Annotated in this window: 13 protein-coding genes; 9 read left to right on the top strand and 4 right to left on the bottom strand. The window is 44.0% G+C overall.

The window, feature by feature from the left end:
- Positions 1–20: 20 nt before the first annotated feature.
- The 3 genes from FJ709_RS02005 to FJ709_RS01995 all read right to left on the bottom strand — a co-directional run bounded on the left by FJ709_RS02005 (position 21) and on the right by FJ709_RS01995 (position 3,275).
- A complete protein-coding gene (locus tag FJ709_RS02005) occupies positions 21–1,031 on the bottom strand; it encodes a glycosyltransferase family 9 protein (protein ID WP_226412957.1) in 1,011 nt (336 codons plus the stop codon).
- A 126-nt stretch (positions 1,032–1,157) separates the two neighbouring features.
- Positions 1,158–1,853 carry a single-stranded DNA-binding protein gene (gene ssb, locus FJ709_RS02000; protein ID WP_226412955.1) on the bottom strand — a complete coding sequence of 232 codons (696 nt, stop codon included), beginning with the start codon at positions 1,851–1,853 and terminating at the stop codon, positions 1,158–1,160.
- A 54-nt stretch (positions 1,854–1,907) separates the two neighbouring features.
- Positions 1,908–3,275, bottom strand: coding sequence for an MFS transporter (locus FJ709_RS01995; protein WP_226412953.1), 1,368 nt, complete (start codon positions 3,273–3,275; stop codon positions 1,908–1,910).
- A 287-nt stretch (positions 3,276–3,562) separates the two neighbouring features.
- Between FJ709_RS01995 and uvrA the strand changes: the two genes are divergently transcribed.
- From uvrA to FJ709_RS01970, 5 genes are all read left to right on the top strand, one after another.
- Positions 3,563–6,448: an excinuclease ABC subunit UvrA gene (uvrA, locus tag FJ709_RS01990; protein ID WP_226412951.1), complete on the top strand. Its 2,886-nt coding sequence runs from the start codon at positions 3,563–3,565 to the stop codon at positions 6,446–6,448.
- A 36-nt stretch (positions 6,449–6,484) separates the two neighbouring features.
- Positions 6,485–7,525, top strand: coding sequence for a M28 family peptidase (locus FJ709_RS01985; RefSeq protein ID WP_226412949.1), 1,041 nt, complete (start codon positions 6,485–6,487; stop codon positions 7,523–7,525).
- Between the two features lie 219 nt (positions 7,526–7,744).
- Positions 7,745–9,616, top strand: a complete 1,872-nt coding sequence (locus tag FJ709_RS01980; protein WP_226412947.1) for a DEAD/DEAH box helicase — start codon at positions 7,745–7,747, stop codon at positions 9,614–9,616.
- Positions 9,617–9,851: 235 nt separating this feature from the next.
- Positions 9,852–10,874: a hypothetical protein gene (locus FJ709_RS01975; RefSeq protein WP_226412945.1), complete on the top strand. Its 1,023-nt coding sequence runs from the start codon at positions 9,852–9,854 to the stop codon at positions 10,872–10,874.
- Between the two features lie 9 nt (positions 10,875–10,883).
- Positions 10,884–11,453, top strand: coding sequence for a LemA family protein (locus tag FJ709_RS01970; protein ID WP_226412943.1), 570 nt, complete (start codon positions 10,884–10,886; stop codon positions 11,451–11,453).
- A gap of 100 nt (positions 11,454–11,553) precedes the next feature.
- Here FJ709_RS01970 and FJ709_RS01965 read toward each other — a convergent pair whose 3' ends face one another.
- On the bottom strand, positions 11,554–12,516 hold the full coding sequence (locus tag FJ709_RS01965) for a DMT family transporter (protein WP_226412941.1): 963 nt from the start codon (positions 12,514–12,516) through the stop codon (positions 11,554–11,556).
- A gap of 237 nt (positions 12,517–12,753) precedes the next feature.
- Between FJ709_RS01965 and FJ709_RS01960 the strand changes: the two genes are divergently transcribed.
- From FJ709_RS01960 to FJ709_RS01945, 4 genes are all read left to right on the top strand, one after another.
- Complete coding sequence (locus FJ709_RS01960) at positions 12,754–13,857, top strand: phosphoribosylaminoimidazolesuccinocarboxamide synthase (protein WP_226412939.1); 1,104 nt, start codon at positions 12,754–12,756, stop codon at positions 13,855–13,857.
- 519 nt (positions 13,858–14,376) lie between these two features.
- A complete protein-coding gene (locus FJ709_RS01955) occupies positions 14,377–15,429 on the top strand; it encodes a porin (protein WP_226412938.1) in 1,053 nt (350 codons plus the stop codon).
- A 33-nt stretch (positions 15,430–15,462) separates the two neighbouring features.
- Positions 15,463–18,711, top strand: a complete 3,249-nt coding sequence (locus FJ709_RS01950; RefSeq protein ID WP_226412937.1) for an ExeM/NucH family extracellular endonuclease — start codon at positions 15,463–15,465, stop codon at positions 18,709–18,711.
- 74 nt (positions 18,712–18,785) lie between these two features.
- Positions 18,786–21,434 (top strand): endonuclease, encoded by a 2,649-nt coding sequence (locus tag FJ709_RS01945; protein WP_226412936.1) that lies wholly within the window; start codon positions 18,786–18,788, stop codon positions 21,432–21,434.
- Positions 21,435–21,436: the final 2 nt, after the last annotated feature.

Below are 21,436 nucleotides of genomic sequence, written 5' to 3'. Positions count from 1 at the left end.
ACAAACTATTCAAATTTGGCTTATTTAGCATAATGTCGATTTAAAAATTCACTGATATCTTCAGCCGCTTGATCAACATCAACCAAGGCCATATTTCGGCCTGTACGGCGACCAACAGGTGGCGTAAATGCCAGCCTTTTAGCTGGCTCTGTCAATGTTTGCCATTTCACTTTAGGTTGAGATCGCCGCCCAGCATAAAAGCCTACCGTTGGAATATTATGCAGCCCAGCAATATGCAGCGGTCCTGTGGAGCCCGCAATAAACATGTCTGCAGCGACAATTGAACGAGCAAAATCAGCCAAACTTTTCAGCGGCGTCGCTAATTCAACTTTAATCTTGGTCTTCTTCAGCATAGATTGAATGTTAAGCGCCAGTGCTTTCTCGTCACCGTTATAAGTTAGAACAAATCGACACTCTAAACTTGTAAGCTTATCAATTTTTTTGATAAGTTGGCCAAAATGATCAACCGGCAAGCTGCCAGATGAACCACCCGTACCGGGGTGAATAAATATTAACTTTTCATCATTTTGTTGCTGATAATACTTGCGCCATTGCTCACGTTCAGAGCTAACGTCCCATAATTGCGCCGGTAACGCAGGGATCGATATTTGATGATTATTTAGAAATTGCTCCGCCAACATGTAACTACCACGCCAACAGGGTTCACCTTTTTTATATTGGGTATTCGCGCGGTGGGGGTAAAGATATTGAAACCAGCCATGATTAGGCGCAATTTTATATGCAATAGCCGCTTTGGTAACTAAACGATAAATGCGCAAGTCAGAATGTGACACGACAACAGCATCATAGTTATTCGCCTTAATTTGCTCGACTAACTGGGTATCATCGCCGCTATCAACCACCACATCGTCAATATAAGGACAAGTCAGCGCAAAGCTTTTCATCACAGGCGCCACAAACACCTCAATACGCGTATTGGGTAGTGCTTTTTTCAAAATATAAAAAGCAGGCCATGTGAGAATAAAATCTCCAATCTTGTCATGACGAATAAACAGAATTTTTTCCATCATTATCTTCTTTCTTAGATTGTCTAAGTCATCTAAACAGAGTTTACAGACCAAACATATAAAAGAGAAAGACCTGCAAGCAGGCCTTAAAGTTCAGTTAACTTGCGTTAAGCATTAACAGCATAAAGCCTAAAACGGAATATCATCATCCCAACCTTCATCCAAATCAGGAGTGAAGTTTTGTGCAGGCTGAGGCGCTGGGCGCTGAGCTGGTGCAGCATTTTGTTGAGGTTGTGGTTGATAATTACCTTGTGGAGCTTGTGGTTTTGGCGCATAAGCAGGTTGTTGTGGCGCTGGCTTATTTTGCTGAGCATAACCACCTTGAGCAGGCGCTTGTTGGTAGCCACCCGCTGAATTTTGATGACTATCCTGGTTTGAACCTTGGTCTTGATTGTACTGAGGTTGACCTGCTGGGCGTGGCGCTTGTGGAGCACGTTGCTGTGGCGATTGATCATATTGATTATTATCTTGACCTGCTCCGCTATTGCGGCCGTCAAGCATTTGCATTTCCATCGCATTGATTTCAGTTTTATAACGGTCTTGACCGGTAGTTTGATCTTGCCACTTACTGGTTTGCAATTTGCCTTCAAGGTAAACCTTTGAGCCTTTTTTAAGGTACTCACCGGCCACTTCAGCTAAACGACGGTACATGACAATGTTATGCCATTCAGTACGCTCTTGTAGCTGACCTTGTTGGTCTTTCCACGACTCACTTGTCGCGACAGTAAAATTGGCAACGGCATTACCATTTGGCATGTAACGTACCTCAGGGTCTTTACCTAAGTTACCCACTAAAATGACTTTATTCACACCACGACTGGCCATCGAAATCTCCTGCGATTATCTTTTCTATATACTTATTCGGTTGATCAAAATGATCTAATTGACAGAGCCTAACACAGCTCTGGCTTCGCTTAAATTGAAATCGTCATTCACCTTTAAATAGGCGACTTTGTCCTCAAGTACCACTATTGCTTCGGCGACACCGGTCAAATTTGATAACTGTGCGGCCATTGTTTGTGCATGGGGCCTATCATTTATATTGGCTTCAAGGGTATAACTTTTTAGCAATACGGGTTTAGCCATGCCAAAAGTCAAAAATAGCCACAGTGTCATTAACCCAAGCGCAACAAAAAACACCCCGGAGGCACCGACCAACTGATAGGCTCCTCCACCTAACATACCACCACAAAACGCCCCAAGAAACTGACTAGTAGAATACACTCCCATCGCAGAGCCTTTATCACCCACAGGGCAAAACTTGGCGATCAAGCTAGGTAATGAAGCTTCAAGATAGTTAAAACCGGTAAAAAATAATACTACCGCCCCACTTAGCACCCATAAATTATCAGCAAAAACCCCCATAGTACCTAAGGATGCCATCATCAATAACAATGAAATTTGAAACATGGTTTTGGTGTTATTCTTCTTCACCCCGATAATGATCAATGGCACCATCAAAAAGAATGCGCCGATAAACGCGGGGAAATATAACATCCAATGTTTTTCTTTAACTAAACCGGCATCGACCAAATCTAATGGTAATGCAACAAACACCGCAGTTAATACTAAATGCAAAATAAAAATACCTGCATCTAGGCGAAACAGCTGCGGGTCTAGCAGCATTCTTTTGAGTTTGGCTGGTGCTGCTAAAGTATCGCCTTTAGGGGCTTGACTAATAGGGTTTGGTACCAAAAATTGCACTATCACAATACCAACAACCGCTAACACTGCCGTCAGTAGAAATATACCGGTTAAACCAAGATGTTGTGCCACTAAAGGGCCAAGCAAAAGAGAGAGTGCAAAGGAGAAACCAATACACATACCAATAACGGCCATCACTTTGGTACGTTGCTCATCGCGGGTTAAGTCAGCCGCTAGTGCTAAAACAGCAGCAGCTATTGCGCCCATCCCCTGAACAGCGCGACCAAATACTACGCCATAAATATGATCAGATGAGGCGGCAATTAAACTGCCAATGGCAAATACCACTAACCCAGCCATAATTATCGGTTTACGGCCATACTTATCAGACAGTATACCCATCGGAATTTGTAACATAGCCTGGGTAAGTCCATAGGCACCTATGGCAATACCCACCCAAAGTGGAGAGAATCCTTCAAGGTGTTGTCCATATAACGCAAATACCGGCATGATCATAAATAGCCCCATCATCCGTAAACCAAATACACTGGCTAACGAAAACGCGACTTTTTTTTCCATGCCCGACAGCCCATTACTGGCCATTCAAATACCTTTTTAGCAATTCTACGAGTCGCGCATATTACCATAGCCTGAATCACATGCTCAAAAGGAAATCACAGTTTGAGGGTTAAAGCTGAATTTAAAATATCACTAATCTATTTTTGGGTTCTATTCGTACTAGCCAAAACGACATATCACTATGATAGATAATCTGTGTTTGTTGAACTTTTAAGGTAAATCACCTAGAAAGATTAACAGCCCCTTACAGCTTGTGCTTAATGTGCGATACTAAAACCCATTTTGCCCCATAGCGAACATAGAGCGAGTAAATGGACAATATTGAAATCCGCGGTGCCCGAACCCACAACCTTAAAAACATCAATTTAACCATCCCGAGAGATAAGCTAATTGTTATCACAGGATTATCTGGTTCAGGAAAATCTTCATTAGCCTTCGATACTTTGTATGCAGAAGGTCAGCGCCGCTATGTCGAGTCTTTATCCTCCTATGCGCGCCAATTTTTAAGTTTAATGGAAAAACCTGATGTTGATCATATCGAAGGATTAAGCCCAGCAATTTCTATCGAACAAAAATCGACCTCACATAACCCACGCTCAACGGTTGGCACAGTGACCGAGATTTACGATTACTTGCGACTATTATTTGCCCGTGTTGGTGAGCCGCGCTGCCCCACACATGCACAACCTTTAGCGGCTCAAACTGTCAGCCAAATGGTCGATAAGGTACTCGCATTACCTGAAGATAGCCGTCAAATGCTTTTAGCTCCTGTGATTAATGATCGCAAAGGTGAGCACGTAAAATTATTAGAAAGCTTAGCTGCCCAAGGTTATATCCGCGCCCGAATTGACGGTGAAGTTTGCGATTTAACCGACCCACCAACGCTTGATTTACACGTAAAACATACCATTGAAGTGGTGGTTGACCGTTTCAAAGTGCGTCCAGACTTAAAACAACGTTTAGCTGAATCATTTGAAACCACATTAGAGCTGTCCGGTGGTATTGCTAAAATTGTCTCAATGGAAGATAACAATACTGAAGAACTGATTTTTTCAGCCAACTTTGCCTGTACCCTTTGTGGCTATTCAATGACCGAACTTGAGCCGCGTATTTTTTCATTCAATAACCCGGCTGGTGCTTGTCAAACCTGTGATGGTTTAGGGGTACAACAATTTTTTGACCCAGAAAGAGTGATCACCAATAGTGAGTTATCTTTAGCTGGCGGGGCAATTCGCGGTTGGGATCGCCGTAATTTTTATTACTTTCAAATGCTCAGTTCATTAGCTGAACACTACAAATTTGATGTTGAAGTCCCTTTTGAACAGCTCAATGACAAGATCAAAAAGCTGGTGCTATACGGTTCAGGTAAACAAAGCATTGCCTTTAAATACATAAACGATCGTGGCGATGTAGTGGTACGTAATCACCCCTTTGAAGGCATTCTCAATAATATGGATCGCCGCTACCGCGAAACTGAAAGTAACTCGGTACGTGAAGAATTATCTAAATTCATCAATATGCAGCCTTGTAATAGCTGTGGTGGCTCACGCTTACGTGAAGAAGCCCGCAATGTGTTTATTGGCGATCTCAACTTGCCACAATTGACCACCTGGTCAATTGGCGAAGCAAAAAGCTATTTTGCTGAATTAACCTTTGATGGCCAGCGGGCACAAATTGCTGACAAAATTTTAAAAGAAATTGGTGAGCGTTTAGGTTTCTTGGTAAATGTCGGACTTAATTACCTAAGCTTATCCCGTTCGGCTGACACCTTATCAGGCGGTGAAGCGCAGCGTATTCGTCTTGCCAGTCAAATTGGTGCGGGCTTAGTCGGGGTAATGTATGTGCTCGATGAACCTTCAATCGGCCTGCATCAACGTGACAATGAACGTCTATTGCATACCTTAATGCACCTGCGTGATCTAGGTAATACCGTCATTGTGGTAGAGCACGATGAAGATGCCATTCGTATGGCTGACCATGTGATTGATATTGGCCCTGGCGCAGGGGTTCATGGCGGGGAGATTATTGCAGAGGGCACCTTAAACGATATTCTTAATTGTGCTGAATCTGTTACGGGTCAATACCTGTCAGGCAAAAAACAAATTCACATTAGTGACCAACGTACCCCAATCGATCCTAAAAAAGTTATCGAGTTATTCGGCGCAACAGGTAATAACCTGCAAAATGTCGACTTAACTATTCCAGTAGGCCTATTAACCTGCGTAACCGGTGTGTCGGGTTCGGGTAAATCGACCCTGATTAATGATACTTTCTTCAAAATTGCCCATCGCATGCTCAATGGCGCAACTGTTGATGAACCCGCGCCTTATAAAGAAATTAAAGGCATGGAGCATTGCGATAAAGTCGTCGATATTGATCAAAGCCCAATTGGCCGAACTCCCCGATCAAACCCTGCTACCTATACGGGTATTTTTACCCCAATACGGGAGATATTTGCTGCGACTCAAGAGTCCCGCACCCGAGGTTATCTGGTGGGTCGTTTCTCGTTTAACGTCAAAGGCGGTCGCTGTGAAGCGTGCCAGGGTGATGGCTTAATTAAAGTCGAAATGCACTTTTTACCCGATGTATATGTGCCCTGTGATGCCTGTAAAGCCAAGCGTTATAACCGTGAAACCTTAGAAGTAAAATACAAAGGCAAAAACATTCACGAAGTCCTGCAAATGACGATTGAAGAAGCCCGGGTGTTTTTTGATGCTATTCCTGCAATTGCCCGTAAATTACAAACACTGATGGATGTCGGTTTGTCGTATATTTGCTTAGGACAAAGTGCGACGACTCTATCTGGCGGTGAAGCGCAGCGTGTCAAACTGGCTAAAGAGCTGTCAAAACGCGACACAGGCAAAACCTTATACATTTTGGACGAACCCACTACAGGGCTTCATTTTGCTGATATTCAACTACTATTAGATGTATTGCATCGCCTTAAATCCCACGGCAATACTATCGTGGTGATTGAACATAACTTAGATGTGATTCAAACAGCGGATTGGATTATCGATTTAGGCCCAGAAGGCGGATCGGGAGGCGGGAATATTTTAGTTGCTGGCAGCCCTGAAGATGTGGCCGAGCACCCAACATCCCACACAGCACGGTTTTTAAAGCCAATGCTGGCATTACATAAGCAGCGTGCAGCAAGTAATAAAGTTAGCAAAGCTAAAAAAAGCACTAAAAAATAATTACAGTCGATTCATTCCCTTTACGGAGACCACCAGATGACAAGCACGCTTAAATCTGCCTTTCCGCTAAAGGGAAACACCCGCCTTTTACGAGTAAATATCAACATCCTCGCTCAACCTAAATTATCCCCTCACTTAATGTGTATCGCATTGTTAATCTTGCTAACAGGCTGCGTCAATACCGCTTCAATAAATTGTAATTTACCACCGCAACATCAATGGGCTAATACAGCACAAATTATCCAAGATATTCGCACCTTCACATCGACAGAATTTAGCGGTCGCAAAACCGGCACCCAAGGGGCAATAAGTTCGCAACAGTACCTTGCGCAGCGTTTTACTGATATTGGCCTCATCCCATGGCAGCAATCCTTTAGCGTCACTTTTAACTATCAATATCAATTTAGCCAGCAACAGGGGGTTAATATGATTGGCATAATTCCAAGCCGCGTGCCTTCAAACCGTTGGCGAGTGATTACCGCCCACTATGATCATTTAGGCCAACAGGGTAAGCGTATTTTTCATGGTGCCGATGACAATGCTTCTGGTGTTGCAGGCTTATTAGCCATCGCGCAACAATGGCAATTGACCGGCTTACAAGATATTAATCTTATGTTGGTTGCCACTGACGCTGAAGAACCAGGACTGTATGGTAGCTATGGATTAGTAGAGCAGATTATGGCAACCCCTGATATGGAGGTTGAACTTGCAATGAACTTAGACATGATTGGCCATCCTTCAAGACCGCGGGCAATCTATATAGAAGGCGAGCAAAACTTCAGCCACTTTAGCCAGACACAAGCTTGGCTAAGTCAACAGCATCAAATGTGTATTCGATTAAGTTATTCAAAATTTAACACCGCGGGTATAAAACGCATGAACTGGCTAAAAGCTTCCGACCACTACCCTTTTCATAAAGCGGGTATTCCCTGGATATATTTTGGCGTACCACCGCACAGCAAATACCATACGGTTGATGACACTATAGACACGCTAAATATCGACTTTCTAACCAGCGTAACTGAAATGGCCTTTAGCTTTATTACTCAAACTAACATACAGTTAAAAGCAAAATAGTTACACTTGCGAACGCAGCAATAACCGAATGACTTAGTTAAAATAAGGCAATAATCAGGCCACATTGAATTATTTGTCATATTTTATATAGTCAAACCACAAAATGGTTGCTATAATATCGCCCTTTCGGCGCGGGAAATCGACACGGGGTTGATTTTCTGTCTGTGAAACTCAGCACGAGCATCCGAATTTCGTGCACATCCACAAGGCTACAACCCAATGTCATCCAATGAAAGAACTTTCCGCGAACTCGGCCTGTCTGAGAACTTGTTGCGTGCTCTAGACGAATTAGGCTATGAGAACCCAACACCCATTCAAGCAGCTAGTATCGACCCGCTTATGGCAGGACAAGATATTATCGGTCAAGCGCAAACAGGTACTGGTAAAACAGGTGCTTTTGCATTACCACTGCTTAACAAAGTAGATATCAATCTAAACGCCCCTCAAATATTAGTATTAGCACCCACTCGTGAGCTAGCCGTTCAGGTAGCAGAAGCATTTGGTAGTTACGCTAAACATATGAAAGGCTTCCACGTACTGCCTATTTACGGCGGTCAAAGCATGCATCAGCAATTAAGCGCCCTTAAGCGTGGACCACAAGTGATTGTTGGTACACCTGGTCGAGTAATGGATCACATGCGTCGTGGCACATTAAAGTTAGATTCATTAAAAGCATTAGTGCTTGATGAAGCTGATGAAATGTTAAAAATGGGCTTTATTGATGATATCGAATGGGTATTAGAGCACAAGCCAGCTAACAGCCAACTTGCATTATTCTCAGCCACTATGCCTGAGCAAATTAAGCGTGTTGCCAGCAAGCACTTAACCAACCCAGTTAATATCAGTATCGCTTCTAGCCAAGCAACGGTTGAATCAATTGAGCAAAGCTATGTTCAAGTATCACAACACAATAAACTAGAAGCATTAGTACGCGTATTAGAAGTTGAAAACACTGAAGGTGTGATCATTTTCGTCCGTACCCGTAATAGCTGTGTTGAGTTAGCAGAAAAATTAGAAGCACGTGGTTATGCTTCATCACCATTACATGGTGATATGAACCAGCAAGCACGTGAACGTGCTGTTGAACAGTTAAAAAATGGCAAATTAGATATTCTAATTGCGACTGACGTTGCGGCTCGTGGTCTTGACGTAGAACGTATTGGACACGTAGTCAACTACGATATCCCATATGATACAGAAGCTTATGTTCACCGTATTGGCCGTACTGGCCGTGCTGGTCGTACAGGTATGGCAATTCTGTTTGTGACAAGCCGTGAAATGCGTATGCTTCGCACTATTGAACGTGCAACAAACAGCCGTATTGCACCAATGAAAATCCCTACACCTGAATCGGTTGCTGAGCGCCGTTTATCTCGTTTAGGTGAGCAAATTCAAGAAACCTTAAACGGTGACTTAGATTTCATGAAAAATGCCGTTGCAGAATTATGTACTCAGCTAGAAATCGATACCGATTTATTAGCCGCAGCGTTATTACAGCAAGTGCAGCAAGAGCGTCCACTTCAGTTACCGCCGATCCAAGAGCGTCAACGTGATTCACGTGATGAGCGAAGTGAACGTAGTGACCGTGGTTCTCGCGATGGTGGCGATCGTCCACGTCGTGATCGCAGTGAGCGCAGTAGTCGTCCGTCATCACCAACCACATTTGGTCAACCTGAAGGATTAAAAGATAATCCTGACGTGAAAATGAACCGCTATGTAATTGATGTGGGTCGTGAAAATGGTGTTGGTGTGGGTAACATTGTTGGCGCAATTGCTAACGAAGCGAACATCGATAGCCGTTATATTGGTCAAATCCAGTTATATGATCAAGTCACTACTGTTGATTTGCCTGATGGCATGCCAAAAGACGTGTTAACTCACTTAAGAAAAGTGCGTGTTTGTGGTCGTCCACTTAACATTCGCGAAGCCGGTGATGAAGTTTTCGTTGATTCTGGCCGTGGTGCAGCTGCACCTCGTCGTCCACGTGGTGACCGCCCATCAGGCGACCGTCGTCCACGTACTGACCGCCCAGCTGGTGATCGTCCTGCTAGTGCAGAACGTCGTCCACGTAAACCACGTGACAATGGTTAATTACCAGTAAATCATTCAGTTATCTGAATAAAAAATGGAGCCTAACGGCTCCATTTTTGTTTTTACTCTCAGTTATGCCAATCTCATAAAATATAAAGGTAACTGCCCGCATAATCTTAACGCTTTACAGATTAATTCTGCCTTGTAATATCTACACTATCTTAAAAAAGAACAACCTACTCCACCTATGTCAGCATTCAGCCCTGAAGTTAAGTCTCTATCAGATAAAAAAAGAATGAATAATAAAGCCCTGACTCAGTTTATTAAAAAACTGCAGGCGAAGGTGTCTGACTCAGAATCTATTGCGGTTGTCACAGAATGTTTAGACAACGCCATCGCGTATCCACACCAACTTAAATACCGCAACACTCAGTTATATCTTGGCATACTAGCCGCCATTATCGCCAGCATAGGATATTGGTTCCACCTTGAAACTCAAGGTCAGTTGTATCGTTATACTCACAGTGACTTTGTTATTTTTGCTTTGTGCTTATTGTCACTTTTAGTCGGTATTTTTACTGTATTTAAGCGTCAAAAAAGCCTAAAGAATCTCTCCAATTTACTCAGAGATGAAGCCCTAAAGCATCTTTACAATATGACAGATTGTGGAGCAACATTTTTAAATAATGCTGAACATAAATTTGTCGACTTTAAACGAGGTAATTATTCTCAAAATGTTGAGTGGGGCAAAGAAATCGACTTTAACTCTGAACTAGGATTAATTCGTGCCTCTGTGGTTTACCATCACTATGTCGATAGAAGAACAGAAACCTATCAAGAGTCTGACGGTAAAGGCGGAAGCAGAACACGCACTCGCACCGTTTACGATCACTACTATCGCCAAGGAGTGATTTTCCCCGCAATCAATAACACGAGTCATTTAGTGATGAGCAAAAGCAAGTTGCCTAAGCATTGGCAACAACACTTTATGCCTGCCTCGCGGGAATTTGAGAAAAAGTTTTACCTGCAAACAAACTCTGAATTTAATGCAGCGAAGTTTTTAGAACCGGTAGTGGTAGTTGCGTGCGAACAATTAGCCCATAAGCTCGATGATCTCACCATTGAATTCGCCTATGATGGCAGTGTGTTGATCAATCAAAAAAATACTCATTTACTTAATCCGCCCATGGATTATGACATTAGTTCACCGACAAAATTTAAACAAGAACTGCTCAATGAGACCTCATTGTTCACCGTAAACCGTATTTTTGGCTTTGTGAATCAAATCATCAAACACAGTGCTAACCCATTATATTAAGGATAAATTATGCAATCGTCTTTCATTATCATCGCTATCCTGGTTGTCGTCGCCATTGCTGTTTTCAGTATTTATAACGGTATTGTTAAAGAGCACAACGCGGTACAGCGAGGCTGGGCAGATGTGTTAACGCAAGAAAGACAACGTGGCCGCATCATGCCTGAGCTTGACCGCGTGCTGCAGCAGCACCAAGATTATGAAAAAGAGTTGTTGCCTAAAATCACTGCATTACGTCAAGGGATTAATGCGCTACAAGACAATAATATTGATACCCAATTACAAAGCAAAGTCGATCAGGCATCACAAGCTTTAATCAAAGGCATTCATGTGGCAGTTGAAGCTTATCCAGAATTAAGAGCGTCTGAATCATTCGCTAAATTTATGTATGAAGTGACCGAACAAGAAGATAATGTAGGCGCGGCGGTAAGAATTTTCAATCAAAACGTGGCTAACTTTAACGCCTATATTCAGTCATTTCCGAATAACCTTGTTAATCGCTTTTTTAATAAAAAACAGGCTATTGAAATTTTTACCGACAGCAAAGCCCAAGCTGAGTTTGAGTACAAACCTAAGTTTTAAACTGTATCGAACGACATTCGCGCGAGCATGAGAAACCTGCATCATACCCTGTCACTATTATCTGGACTCAGGCTGATGCAGGCATAATAGAATAGCAAACTTAGCTCACAAGCCGTTTAGCTGCCTTACGCTTCAAATACAGCGGCCATATTTGCACCGCAAACACTGAACAAATAATCAACACTATGCCCATTAGCGATAGTGCATCTAGGTTATCTGCGCTAAATACCCCATTCCACCAGCCTAAGCTGACCACTAAGGCCGTTGAACTGAAACTCAGCACCGGCGTTAAGGCTAGCATGGCGCTAACCTGAGCCGTGGGCCAATACTTCATCGCCTGACCAAAACAGCCGTAGGCAATTAAGGTATTGGCGCCGCAAAAAATAACTACCATCCAGTTAGATGAATCCATTAATGCAAAATGACTAAAGTCACTAAACGGCGCCATAGCAAAAATGCCCAGCCCATAGATAAACAGCAACACATTACTGGGTGATAATTTACTGCCTAATGATTTTTGCAATAAGGCATAGCTGGTCCAAGACAACACCGAAAATTGCACAATCATCACCCCGATGACTATTTGATGATTGTCGCTATGACTCAAATTTAAATTCGGATGGAAAAACATCAACATGCCAATGGCTAATGTGGCAAAACAACTCAGCTGCATCGCATTTAAGCGTTCTTTAAATAATAACACTCCACCAAAAGCGAGAAAGAAGGGAGCAGTTTGAAAATTCAGTTGCGCTGTGCCAGGGGCAAGATAGTCGAGCGAGTAAACAAACGAGACATAATTGAACATCAACAAAATACCGGCAAGGCTTAATTTGAGCCAGTCGCTGCTGATTAAAACATTAAATTGTTTCAGCTTACCGAATCGCCATTGCAGCAAGAGTGTCACCACAAACGCCATGACAAATCGAAACCAGGTCAAGGTTACGGGGTCAATGAACTGCCCAGACAATTTCAACGCTATGGGTAAAATACCCCAAAAAAAGACCGCTATGGAAACAAAAATCAGACCTAACTTGGCGGCGTTATCGACTTGGGTATTGGTCACGTTATTGACTCTTTATGTTAAAGAAATGAATACTGCCTGATATGCGAATACCTGTCAGCAAATATTACGGTGTGCTCGCGATATTGCTTGTTACAGGCAAATTTATGCCGATGATTGTTCTGTTATCAAAAAAGCCTATTTAACCCTAGCCTTTTTACGTGGCAAAACTGAGGAATACGGGTAAAATAGCCACCATCAAAAATAGCCCTTACACCTTCAAATAGAGGAATACTCGTTATGAGTCTTGCCGATTCCGTTTTAGCCGTTAATAACGATTTACCTATTCGCACAGACAAACCCGTGCATAGCGGTAAAGTACGCAGTGTTTACTGGCTAACTGAAGCTGATAGTCGTCGTTTAATCAAAGACAAAGGCTATGATGTTCCTGAAAATACCCCGCTTGCTATCATGGTGATCAGTGATCGAATTTCAGCCTTTGATTGTATTTTTCATGGTGAAGGCAATTTACAAGGCATTCCAGGTAAAGGCGCGGCACTGAACGCTATTTCAAATAACTGGTTTAAGCTATTTGCTGAAAATGGCTTAGCTGACAGCCATATTCTGGATATCCCGCATCCATTTGTGTGGATTGTGCAAAAAGCCCGTCCGATTAAAGTTGAAGCTATTTGTCGTCAGTACATTACCGGTTCTATGTGGCGTGCTTACGCTAAAGGCGAGCGTGAATTCTGTGGTATCACACTACCTGAAGGATTAAGCAAAGATCAAAAATTACCTGAGCTATTAATCACGCCGTCGACCAAAGGCATTTTAACCGGTATTCCAGGCGTGCCTGCACAAGATGATGTCAACATTAGCCGCAGTGATATTGAAGCCCATTATCAAGCGTTTGGTTTTGAAAAAGCTTCTGATATCGACTTATATGAAAAACTTCTCAAGCAAGGCTTCAATGTTATTTCAGATGCGCTAGCCAAGTTAGATCAAGTCTTTGTTGATACCAAGTTTGAATTTGGTTATGTCACCGATAAAGATGGCCACTCAAAACTTATTTATATGGATGAAGTCGGCACCCCAGATTCTTCGCGTATTTGGGACGGCCCAGCTTACCGTGATGGTAAAATTGTCGAGAATTCAAAAGAAGGTTTCCGCCAATTCTTATTGAACCATTTTGACGATGCGGACATTTTATTAAATAAAGACAGAATGCCTGAGCGCGAAGCATTAGCTCGCGATAACGATTTACCGTTAGCTGCGATGATGTTGGTGTCAGAAACCTATACTGGCGTAGCAGAAAAAGTGACCGGTAAAAAAATCACCTTATCATCTAACCCAAAAGCCGACATTATTGACATTCTAAAAAAACAGTACGATCTTATCGACTAGCTTTTAGATATTAGGTTTTAGCTTTTAAAATAACAAAAAAGGATGACGCTATGTCATCCTTTTTTGTTAACTTGCCTATCTTAATCAGTACAACTTAAATAACCACCCCCTTAATTCTCACATCATTTCACACAAGACACATCGGACCACGTTCTCCCTTAAGTGACTGATCTTATGGTACATAAACAAACAATGATCGAACCTCGTTCTCTGACATGCCCAATAAGTCACTTTTTATCTTTGTTTAACAGGTACTTATGTATGCAAATGTGACTGAACATCCTTTTTTTTGTTGTGAAACTCTGTAACAATCGCACCTCACGTTAATAAAAATTAGCGAAAACATTATAAAAACGGGGTTGATATATGAAATATGTAACAAAGATATTGGTGATTTCACCATCGAATGCTCCACCTCTCTGAGCCGTTAGCAGTTTACGAATTAATAAATAAATATTTTTAATTTTGAGTTTAGCCTTCAAATATAGGCTGACAAATTACTAATCGGAAGTAACAGCAATGTTAAACAAATCAATAATTGCAATCGCTATTGTCACTATGTTTAGTGCAGGTTCAGTAAGCGCTGTAATGCTAGAAGGTGACAGTCAAGGCGACAATGTTCGCTTATATGGCGAAGTGGGTGTCGGTGGGCATTTTGATACTCACGCAGATTACAACCACAATGAGTTCTATGATACCAAGGGCTATGTAGATGATAGCTTCGCCACCATGGGCGTAACGGGGCAACGTCAACAATTTACCTATCGTCTTGAGCTCGATTACCAACGCCGTAACTGGCTAGGCGGAGACGGTGAGTTTGAATTGGCCATCGACAAGTTATACGTAGGCTATGCCTTTACCGAACAACAGTGGATCGAGCTCGGCTTGACCGATACAGCATTCGACGATTACGACCACTTCGGTGATTTTACCTTCAACAAGTCCGTTGAAACCGGTGAAGCGGGTGACCAAGAGAACACAGTTAAGTATCAAGCTGAATTTGAAAATCTAATTTTCGGTACTTCTTACTCATACGATGGTGAACACAAGAGTGGTGCGCTACAAGGTGACATCATTAACGGATACATGGGGTGGATGTCTGATCTGCTATCTATTGTGGTTGGCCTAGAAACGCGCGGCGGCTCTAACGGGATCAGTAAATATGGTGAGCAGCAACAGATAGGTTTCGGTGCACGCCTGAAACTGATGCCAGATTTATCTATTGGTTTGAATGGTTTTGTAGAAGATGAAGACTTATCAACACGTAAGAGCGGTGACGTATACCTAGATTATCAGACCTTCCGTAATCAGGGAGTAACGGTAAGTGCGAAGTACGACCTGAACCAGCACTGGGAAATCATCAGCTCGGTAAACCACGAAGAGTACGAGGGCTGGGATCTTATTGGTCCTAACTACGACTACTCCGAACTGCCACCTGAGTACGGAAAAGAGCGACAGTGGGCCAGTTTAGGTTTCAACTATCGTCCTGCCCGCGACATCGTGCTGTCCCTAGAAGGCCGAGTTGGCGAAGCCCCTGAAGCAGCCTACGCTTACGCGCGTATGTACTTCTAGTCCGAATTGAATTCAACTTTTATAGAGTTTACTATGAAAAAAAGTTTCCTATCGCTGGCCATTGCCAGCACCATCAGCATGGGCGCCTTCGCTGGCGTTGAAGATTTGCTGATCACCGAAATGACCCAAAGTGCCGATGCCAATGTGGGCGCGGTTGAGATCACTAATACAGGCTCTGATGCCTTCACTTTTACTGATGATATTACAGCTTTCCAACGCTCTGACGGTAAGTATGACAACGAGTTACTCAACGCTGATGCTAAGCCGCTGTTGAGTGGTCAGACTCTTGCCTCCGGCGCGTCTATGGTTATTGTTAATAGTCGATCTACTGAAGAGTTTCGTAATGCTATTGCGACTCAAGGTGGCACAGTTATTGTCTCTACATATGACAGCAGCAATAGGTATAACAACCTGTTCATGACCAGCAATGACGGCTTTTTCCTGAAAAATGGTGATACCGTTATTGATCGTGTTGGAGCAGTGAATGATGGTAGCAAATGGGCACCGAATACCACTTTACGTCGTAAGCAAGCCGCTGATGGCAACACTCCCGCTCAATCAAGCACCTTCGATGCGACGAAGTGGCAGAACATCTTACCAATGAGATTTGATGATTTAGGTAAATCAGAGCTGCCCGCTGCTGATGCTACCGACATCATGGATATTTTCACTTGTCCAACGGATAAGAGTGAAATCATGTCTCCTAGCGAAGTTCAGGGGACAGGCTTTACCTCGCCTTTAATTGCTGAAGGTAAGACTGAATCAGATGAAAAAGTTGCCGTAGAGGGGGTCATCTCAGTTAAGGTTTCTATCCCTAACGAAGGCTTCTATCTTCGCAATCTTGTTTCTGACAACGACTCTGAGACTTCCGATGGTATCTTTGTTAGCTCTAGCGCTGCTGGTGATCTAAAAGTAGGTCAGACTGTTTGTGTCGGCAGTAAAGTAGCTGAATACCAAGGCCAGACGCAACTGTCAGCTGATACGGCATTTAGCTGGAACGTGACTGATACTAACATTCTAACGTTGCCTACAGATATTGAGGTTATTAGCGCTGATAACGGCTCTTTCGATAAGACCCTAGAACGTTATGAAGGTATGTTGGTTAACTTGCCTACAGATCTGGATCCTCAGACTGATGGCGACCAAGATATGCGTATTGCTCGCAGCTTCAGCTACAACTACCTATCAACGCCTAACGGTCGTAACAACATGGTGGCGGCTTATAAGCGTCCTAATTTACAGCCTAACCACTTGCATGTTGCTGGAAGCCCAGAGTCTAAAGCGGCTTATGAGCAGAACAATGACTATCGTTTAGTGATTGAAAGTTCGCCTAAATCCAACGGCACCGAGTTGCCTTATTACGCAGGCTTTAACAGTGACCCACACACTAACTATATTCGCATCGACGATAGTCTCGTTAATGCGCAGGGTGTGATCAGTCAATATGAAACCGAGCTGATCCCTGGCACTGATAAGTATGACCAGGACTACAGCCTGACCATAACCAATCAGTTGGCGAGTGATAACTTTATTCACAACCTACCGCGTACTAATAAGCCTGATCTGAATGACACTGTGGCAGAAGATGAGTTTGCCATCCGCGTTGCCAGTCAGAACCTGTTTAACTTCTTTAACTCTCCTTTCGGTGGCGACAATAACAACTTTGGTCAGAGCCGAGGCGCTGATACCTACGATGAATACATTCACCAGAGAACCAAGCTGGTAGAAATTATTCGTGCTCAGGATGCTGATGTAATGGCCCTGATGGAGATTGAAAACAACGGTTTTGGCGATGACAGTGCTATTGCTGAGATTGTGAACCAGGTCAATATCAAGTATGTGGATGAGCGCGCCCAGGATTACAATGGCCCTAACTCTACAGAGAACCGTTATGTGTTTGTTGGTTTTGACAACAACGGTAATCAAATGCTTGATAACTTAGACGCCATTGGTTCTGACGCCATTGCAACAGGTATCATCTATCGCCCAAGCAAGATGAGCATTGAGCGCACTCGCGTTATCCCAATGCCTCAGCAGAAAGCGCCTACTATCGTCAACGATTTAGGTGAGGTGATCAAAGATCAAAACCAAGAGATCTTAGAGGACGGTCAAAACTACCACCGCGATGCCTTGGTGGTAACCTTTATCATTAACCAAACAGGCAAGCGCTTGACGCTAGCTGTAAATCACCTTAAGTCAAAAGGCTCTAGTTGTTGGGAAGAATGGCAAGATGTTGAGTTTGGCAATGCCACGACGTGGAACAACCGTGAAGCACCCGATCTGGACTACCAAGGGGCTTGTGCCGAGTTCCGCGTAGCCGGTGCCGTACACTTAGGTGAAGAGATGGAAGATGTGCGTGGGGACAAGATCATCCTTGGTGATTTGAACGCCTATGGTAAAGAAGATCCTGTACTGGTTCTTACCGAGAACCCACGTAATAAGACGATCGTCACTGCTAGCCACACTTTCCTTGGGCCTAAGCCTCAGTTTAACGAAGATGGCTCTCCAGTCACTATCACTAAGACCTACGGCTACATCGATATCGTCGGTGAAAAGTTCAAAGAGAAGGGCAAAACGCCTTGGAGTTATTCTTTCAGTGACGAATTAGGATCGCTTGATCACATCTTGATCTCGCCTTCTCTGAAAGATCGCGTGATTGATGCCACTGACTGGCATGTTAATGCTGCAGAGACTGGTTTGTATGACTACCAAAACAGCTTTAAAGGTAGTATCGACGGTACTGGCGCACATAAGTTTTACAAAGCCGACATGTATCGCGCGTCGGATCACGACCCTGCACTCATTAACCTTAGCTATAAGCCTGGTGATGCGGATGCTGACGTGCCTCTGAACCTGACAAAACTGAATAAGCTGATCAAGGTCCCTTACCAGATCCCTACTGATATTTCTGCTCAAGTGGGCGATATCGCAACTATCAGTATGAGTCCTTATGATGATGAACTGCGTTTAGATTTGACCCAACTGCTGCTGCCTAATGTGGTCCTTTCTAATGACGCAACAGCTTTGGTGAATTTTGAGGTCTTCGGTGCGCCATCAGCTATCTACAACGTGACTGTAAAGTTAATGCGTAATGGCCAACTTGTAGAAGGGTCTCAGCAAACATTCCTAGCGAAGGTATCTAGCCGCGACGCCTTGATTGCTGACATTGTCGAAGAAGAAACCGATAACACTGGTGGTAATGGTAAAGCTGGTAGCACCGGCTTTATCAGCTTGTTATCCTTGTTCGGATTGGCAGCGATTCGCCGTCGTCTGCGCAAATAAGCGATCAACTAGATAATGAAGCGCCTGCTTTCGGGCAGTGCGCTTCCCATCAAAGATTCAAAAGAGATAACATTATGAGAATTAAAATGAGTGCAGTTGCCACCGCGACTGCCATAGTTCTGGGCGCTTTTTCTTCTGCGGCGAGTGCTGACTTACTGATTACTGAGTACATTGAAGGCAGCAGCAACAATAAAGCTATTGAAATATCCAATCTAGGTAGCAGTGCTATCGATCTGGATGCTAACGTTTATAAGCTGACTCTATTTGGCAATGGCGCTGACGCATCAACACCTGGTAACACTGAAACGCTGACTGGCACTCTGCAGCCAGGAAAGAGCCTAGTTTTCCACAATTCTGGTGCTGCTGATGCGTTTAAAGTGGGCAACGCTTCTACCGTAACATTCTTCAACGGTGATGATGCCCTAGTATTAACCAAAGACGATGCGGTTATCGATCGCTTCGGTAAGCGTGGCGAAGACCCGGGGTCTGCTTGGACTGATCCAAACGACGCAAATTTCTCCACCGCGAATAAGACACTGCGTCGAAAAGCCAGTGTTACCGCCGGTGATACAGTGGCCGAAGCTGATTTCCCTGGTACTGTCAATCAGTGGGTAGTGTTTGATACAGACACTTCTGATGGCCTTGGCTGCTCAGGTGAAGGCGCTTGTAGCTCTGAAGCGACTCCTGGTTTACTGTTGCTAACCGAATACATCGAAGGCAGCAGCAACAACAAAGCGATTGAGATTTCAAACGTAGGTGGCACCGCCATCGATCTGGATGCTAATGTTTACAAGCTAACTCTGTTTGGTAATGGTAGTACGGATCCTGGTAATACAGAGACTTTAACAGGCACCTTAGCGCCAGGAAAAAGTCTGGTATTCCATAATTCTGGTGCCGCAGATGCATTCAAAGTGGGCAACGCTTCTACCGTCACATTCTTCAACGGTGATGATGCCCTCGCTCTGACTAAAGACGATGTGATTATCGATCGCTTTGGTAAGCGAGGCGAAGACCCGGGGTCTGCTTGGACTGATCCAAACGACGCCAATTTCTCTACTGCGAATAAGACACTGCGCCGTAAAGCCAGCGTCACTGCTGGTGATACTGTGGCCGAAGCCGATTTCCCTGGTGCCAACAACCAGTGGGCAGTATTCGATGTTGATACCGCTGATGGCCTAGGTTGTGCTGGTGAAAGTGCCTGCGATGGTTCAGTAACACCTCCAGTACCAGAGCCTGAAACAGGTCCTTGCACCGGTTGCGAGACGCTGACTCCGGTTGCCGATCCTACGACGTTCAATGCTGAGATCTATTACTCAGATGTACTAAGTGGTAATTTTTCCTCTGCAGAAGAGCTTAAGAATGCATTGTCGGCCATCATAGCAAAAGATCACAAGTATCTGACCTACAAGCAGGTTTGGAGCACGCTGACCTACGCAGATCAAGATCCTGCCAACGATAAAAATGTTATTGAGATCTACACAGGTAGCTCTATATCAAAGTACGACAATCTGGGTAGTGGTAGCGGTGTGGGTAAATGGAACCGTGAGCACGTTTGGGCTAAGAGTCATGGCTTCCCAAGCGAGTCTCAATGGGGTTATACCGATGCCCATCACCTACGTCCATCAGATCCTGGTATTAACTCTGCACGAAGCAACAATGACTTTGGTGCATGTAAGGATACAGGCGAAGAGGTACTATTCAACGGTGTAGGTACGGGTAACTATCTAGACAAAACGACAGACTGCTGGGAGCCTCGTGATGAGGTGAAAGGCGACGTCGCGCGAATGCTCATGTACATGGATACTCGTTATCAAGGCACGGATACTGCTACGACTCAAATGCCAGATCTAGTCGCAGTCGATCGTTTAACAACTGCAGACGAGGATAGCGCTCCGCTGATCGGTACACTTTGTACTCTGTATGCATGGAACCAGTTAGATGCTATTGATACCTACGAGCAGAATCGTAACAACCAGGTATACAAATACCAAGGTAACCGTAACCCTTTCATTGACCGTCCTGAGTTAGTAAAAGAAGTGTATGGTGCAGTCTGTGGTGACGATCCAAACCCTGTTTTGGAAGTCGAAGGCGATATCGTTACTCCTGATAGTGTCAATGAAGGCGCTGCTTACACCATAGACGCCTCTGCAATCAAAGCTGGCGAAGGTGTTGTCCTTACTTACCAGTGGGAACAGATTGTTGGTGAAGAGAAGACTGTTGTTGGCAGTGAGGCTATCTTATCTCTAACTGCACCAATGGTTAAAGCCGATGAGACATTGAACTTCACCTTGACCATCAGCGACGGTACTTTGGAAACAACCAAAGCTGTTAGCCTGAGCGTAATTAACCTGCCATTGGCTCTGAATGTAGAGTTTGCTGGAACAACTAAAGTGACCGAAGGTGATAAAACGACTATCACAGCGACAGTTACGGATGCGCCAGAAGGGACTCACTACAGCTGGAAGCAGGTATCTGGAGACACGGCAGTGTTTACTGCTGCAGGTCTGACACTGGATGTCACATCTCCTAGCGTCAATATCGATCAAGTTCTTGTGTTCGAGCTTACGGCAACTGTTGACGAAGAAAGCTTCAGTAAGTCTGTTAGTATTGAGGTAATAAACACCGAAGATACAGGTTGGACTAAGCCAGAGGGTGCGGGTAGTTTAGGTGGTTTTATGACTCTGCTGCTGCCGCTAATGTGGTTGCGTCGCCGCCAAGGCTAATC

Origin of the sequence: Shewanella glacialimarina (genome assembly GCF_020511155.1) — a bacterium.
GTDB lineage: Bacteria > Pseudomonadota > Gammaproteobacteria > Enterobacterales > Shewanellaceae > Shewanella > Shewanella glacialimarina.
The sequence above is the reverse complement of the archived record's forward strand: the minus strand, read 5'-3'. Positions and strand labels throughout refer to the sequence as shown.

What these genes read in the sequence shown, in the direction of transcription:
- FJ709_RS02005 (WP_226412957.1), bottom strand. Translation starts at nt 1,031, where the DNA reads ATGATGGAAAAAATTCTGTTTATTCGTCATGACAAGATTGGAGATTTT.
- ssb (WP_226412955.1), bottom strand. Translation starts at nt 1,853, where the DNA reads ATGGCCAGTCGTGGTGTGAATAAAGTCATTTTAGTGGGTAACTTAGGT.
- FJ709_RS01995 (WP_226412953.1), bottom strand. Translation starts at nt 3,275, where the DNA reads ATGGCCAGTAATGGGCTGTCGGGCATGGAAAAAAAAGTCGCGTTTTCG.
- uvrA (WP_226412951.1), top strand. Translation starts at nt 3,563, where the DNA reads ATGGACAATATTGAAATCCGCGGTGCCCGAACCCACAACCTTAAAAAC.
- FJ709_RS01985 (WP_226412949.1), top strand. Translation starts at nt 6,485, where the DNA reads ATGACAAGCACGCTTAAATCTGCCTTTCCGCTAAAGGGAAACACCCGC.
- FJ709_RS01980 (WP_226412947.1), top strand. Translation starts at nt 7,745, where the DNA reads ATGTCATCCAATGAAAGAACTTTCCGCGAACTCGGCCTGTCTGAGAAC.
- FJ709_RS01975 (WP_226412945.1), top strand. Translation starts at nt 9,852, where the DNA reads ATGAATAATAAAGCCCTGACTCAGTTTATTAAAAAACTGCAGGCGAAG.
- FJ709_RS01970 (WP_226412943.1), top strand. Translation starts at nt 10,884, where the DNA reads ATGCAATCGTCTTTCATTATCATCGCTATCCTGGTTGTCGTCGCCATT.
- FJ709_RS01960 (WP_226412939.1), top strand. Translation starts at nt 12,754, where the DNA reads ATGAGTCTTGCCGATTCCGTTTTAGCCGTTAATAACGATTTACCTATT.
- FJ709_RS01955 (WP_226412938.1), top strand. Translation starts at nt 14,377, where the DNA reads ATGTTAAACAAATCAATAATTGCAATCGCTATTGTCACTATGTTTAGT.
- FJ709_RS01950 (WP_226412937.1), top strand. Translation starts at nt 15,463, where the DNA reads ATGAAAAAAAGTTTCCTATCGCTGGCCATTGCCAGCACCATCAGCATG.
- FJ709_RS01945 (WP_226412936.1), top strand. Translation starts at nt 18,786, where the DNA reads ATGAGAATTAAAATGAGTGCAGTTGCCACCGCGACTGCCATAGTTCTG.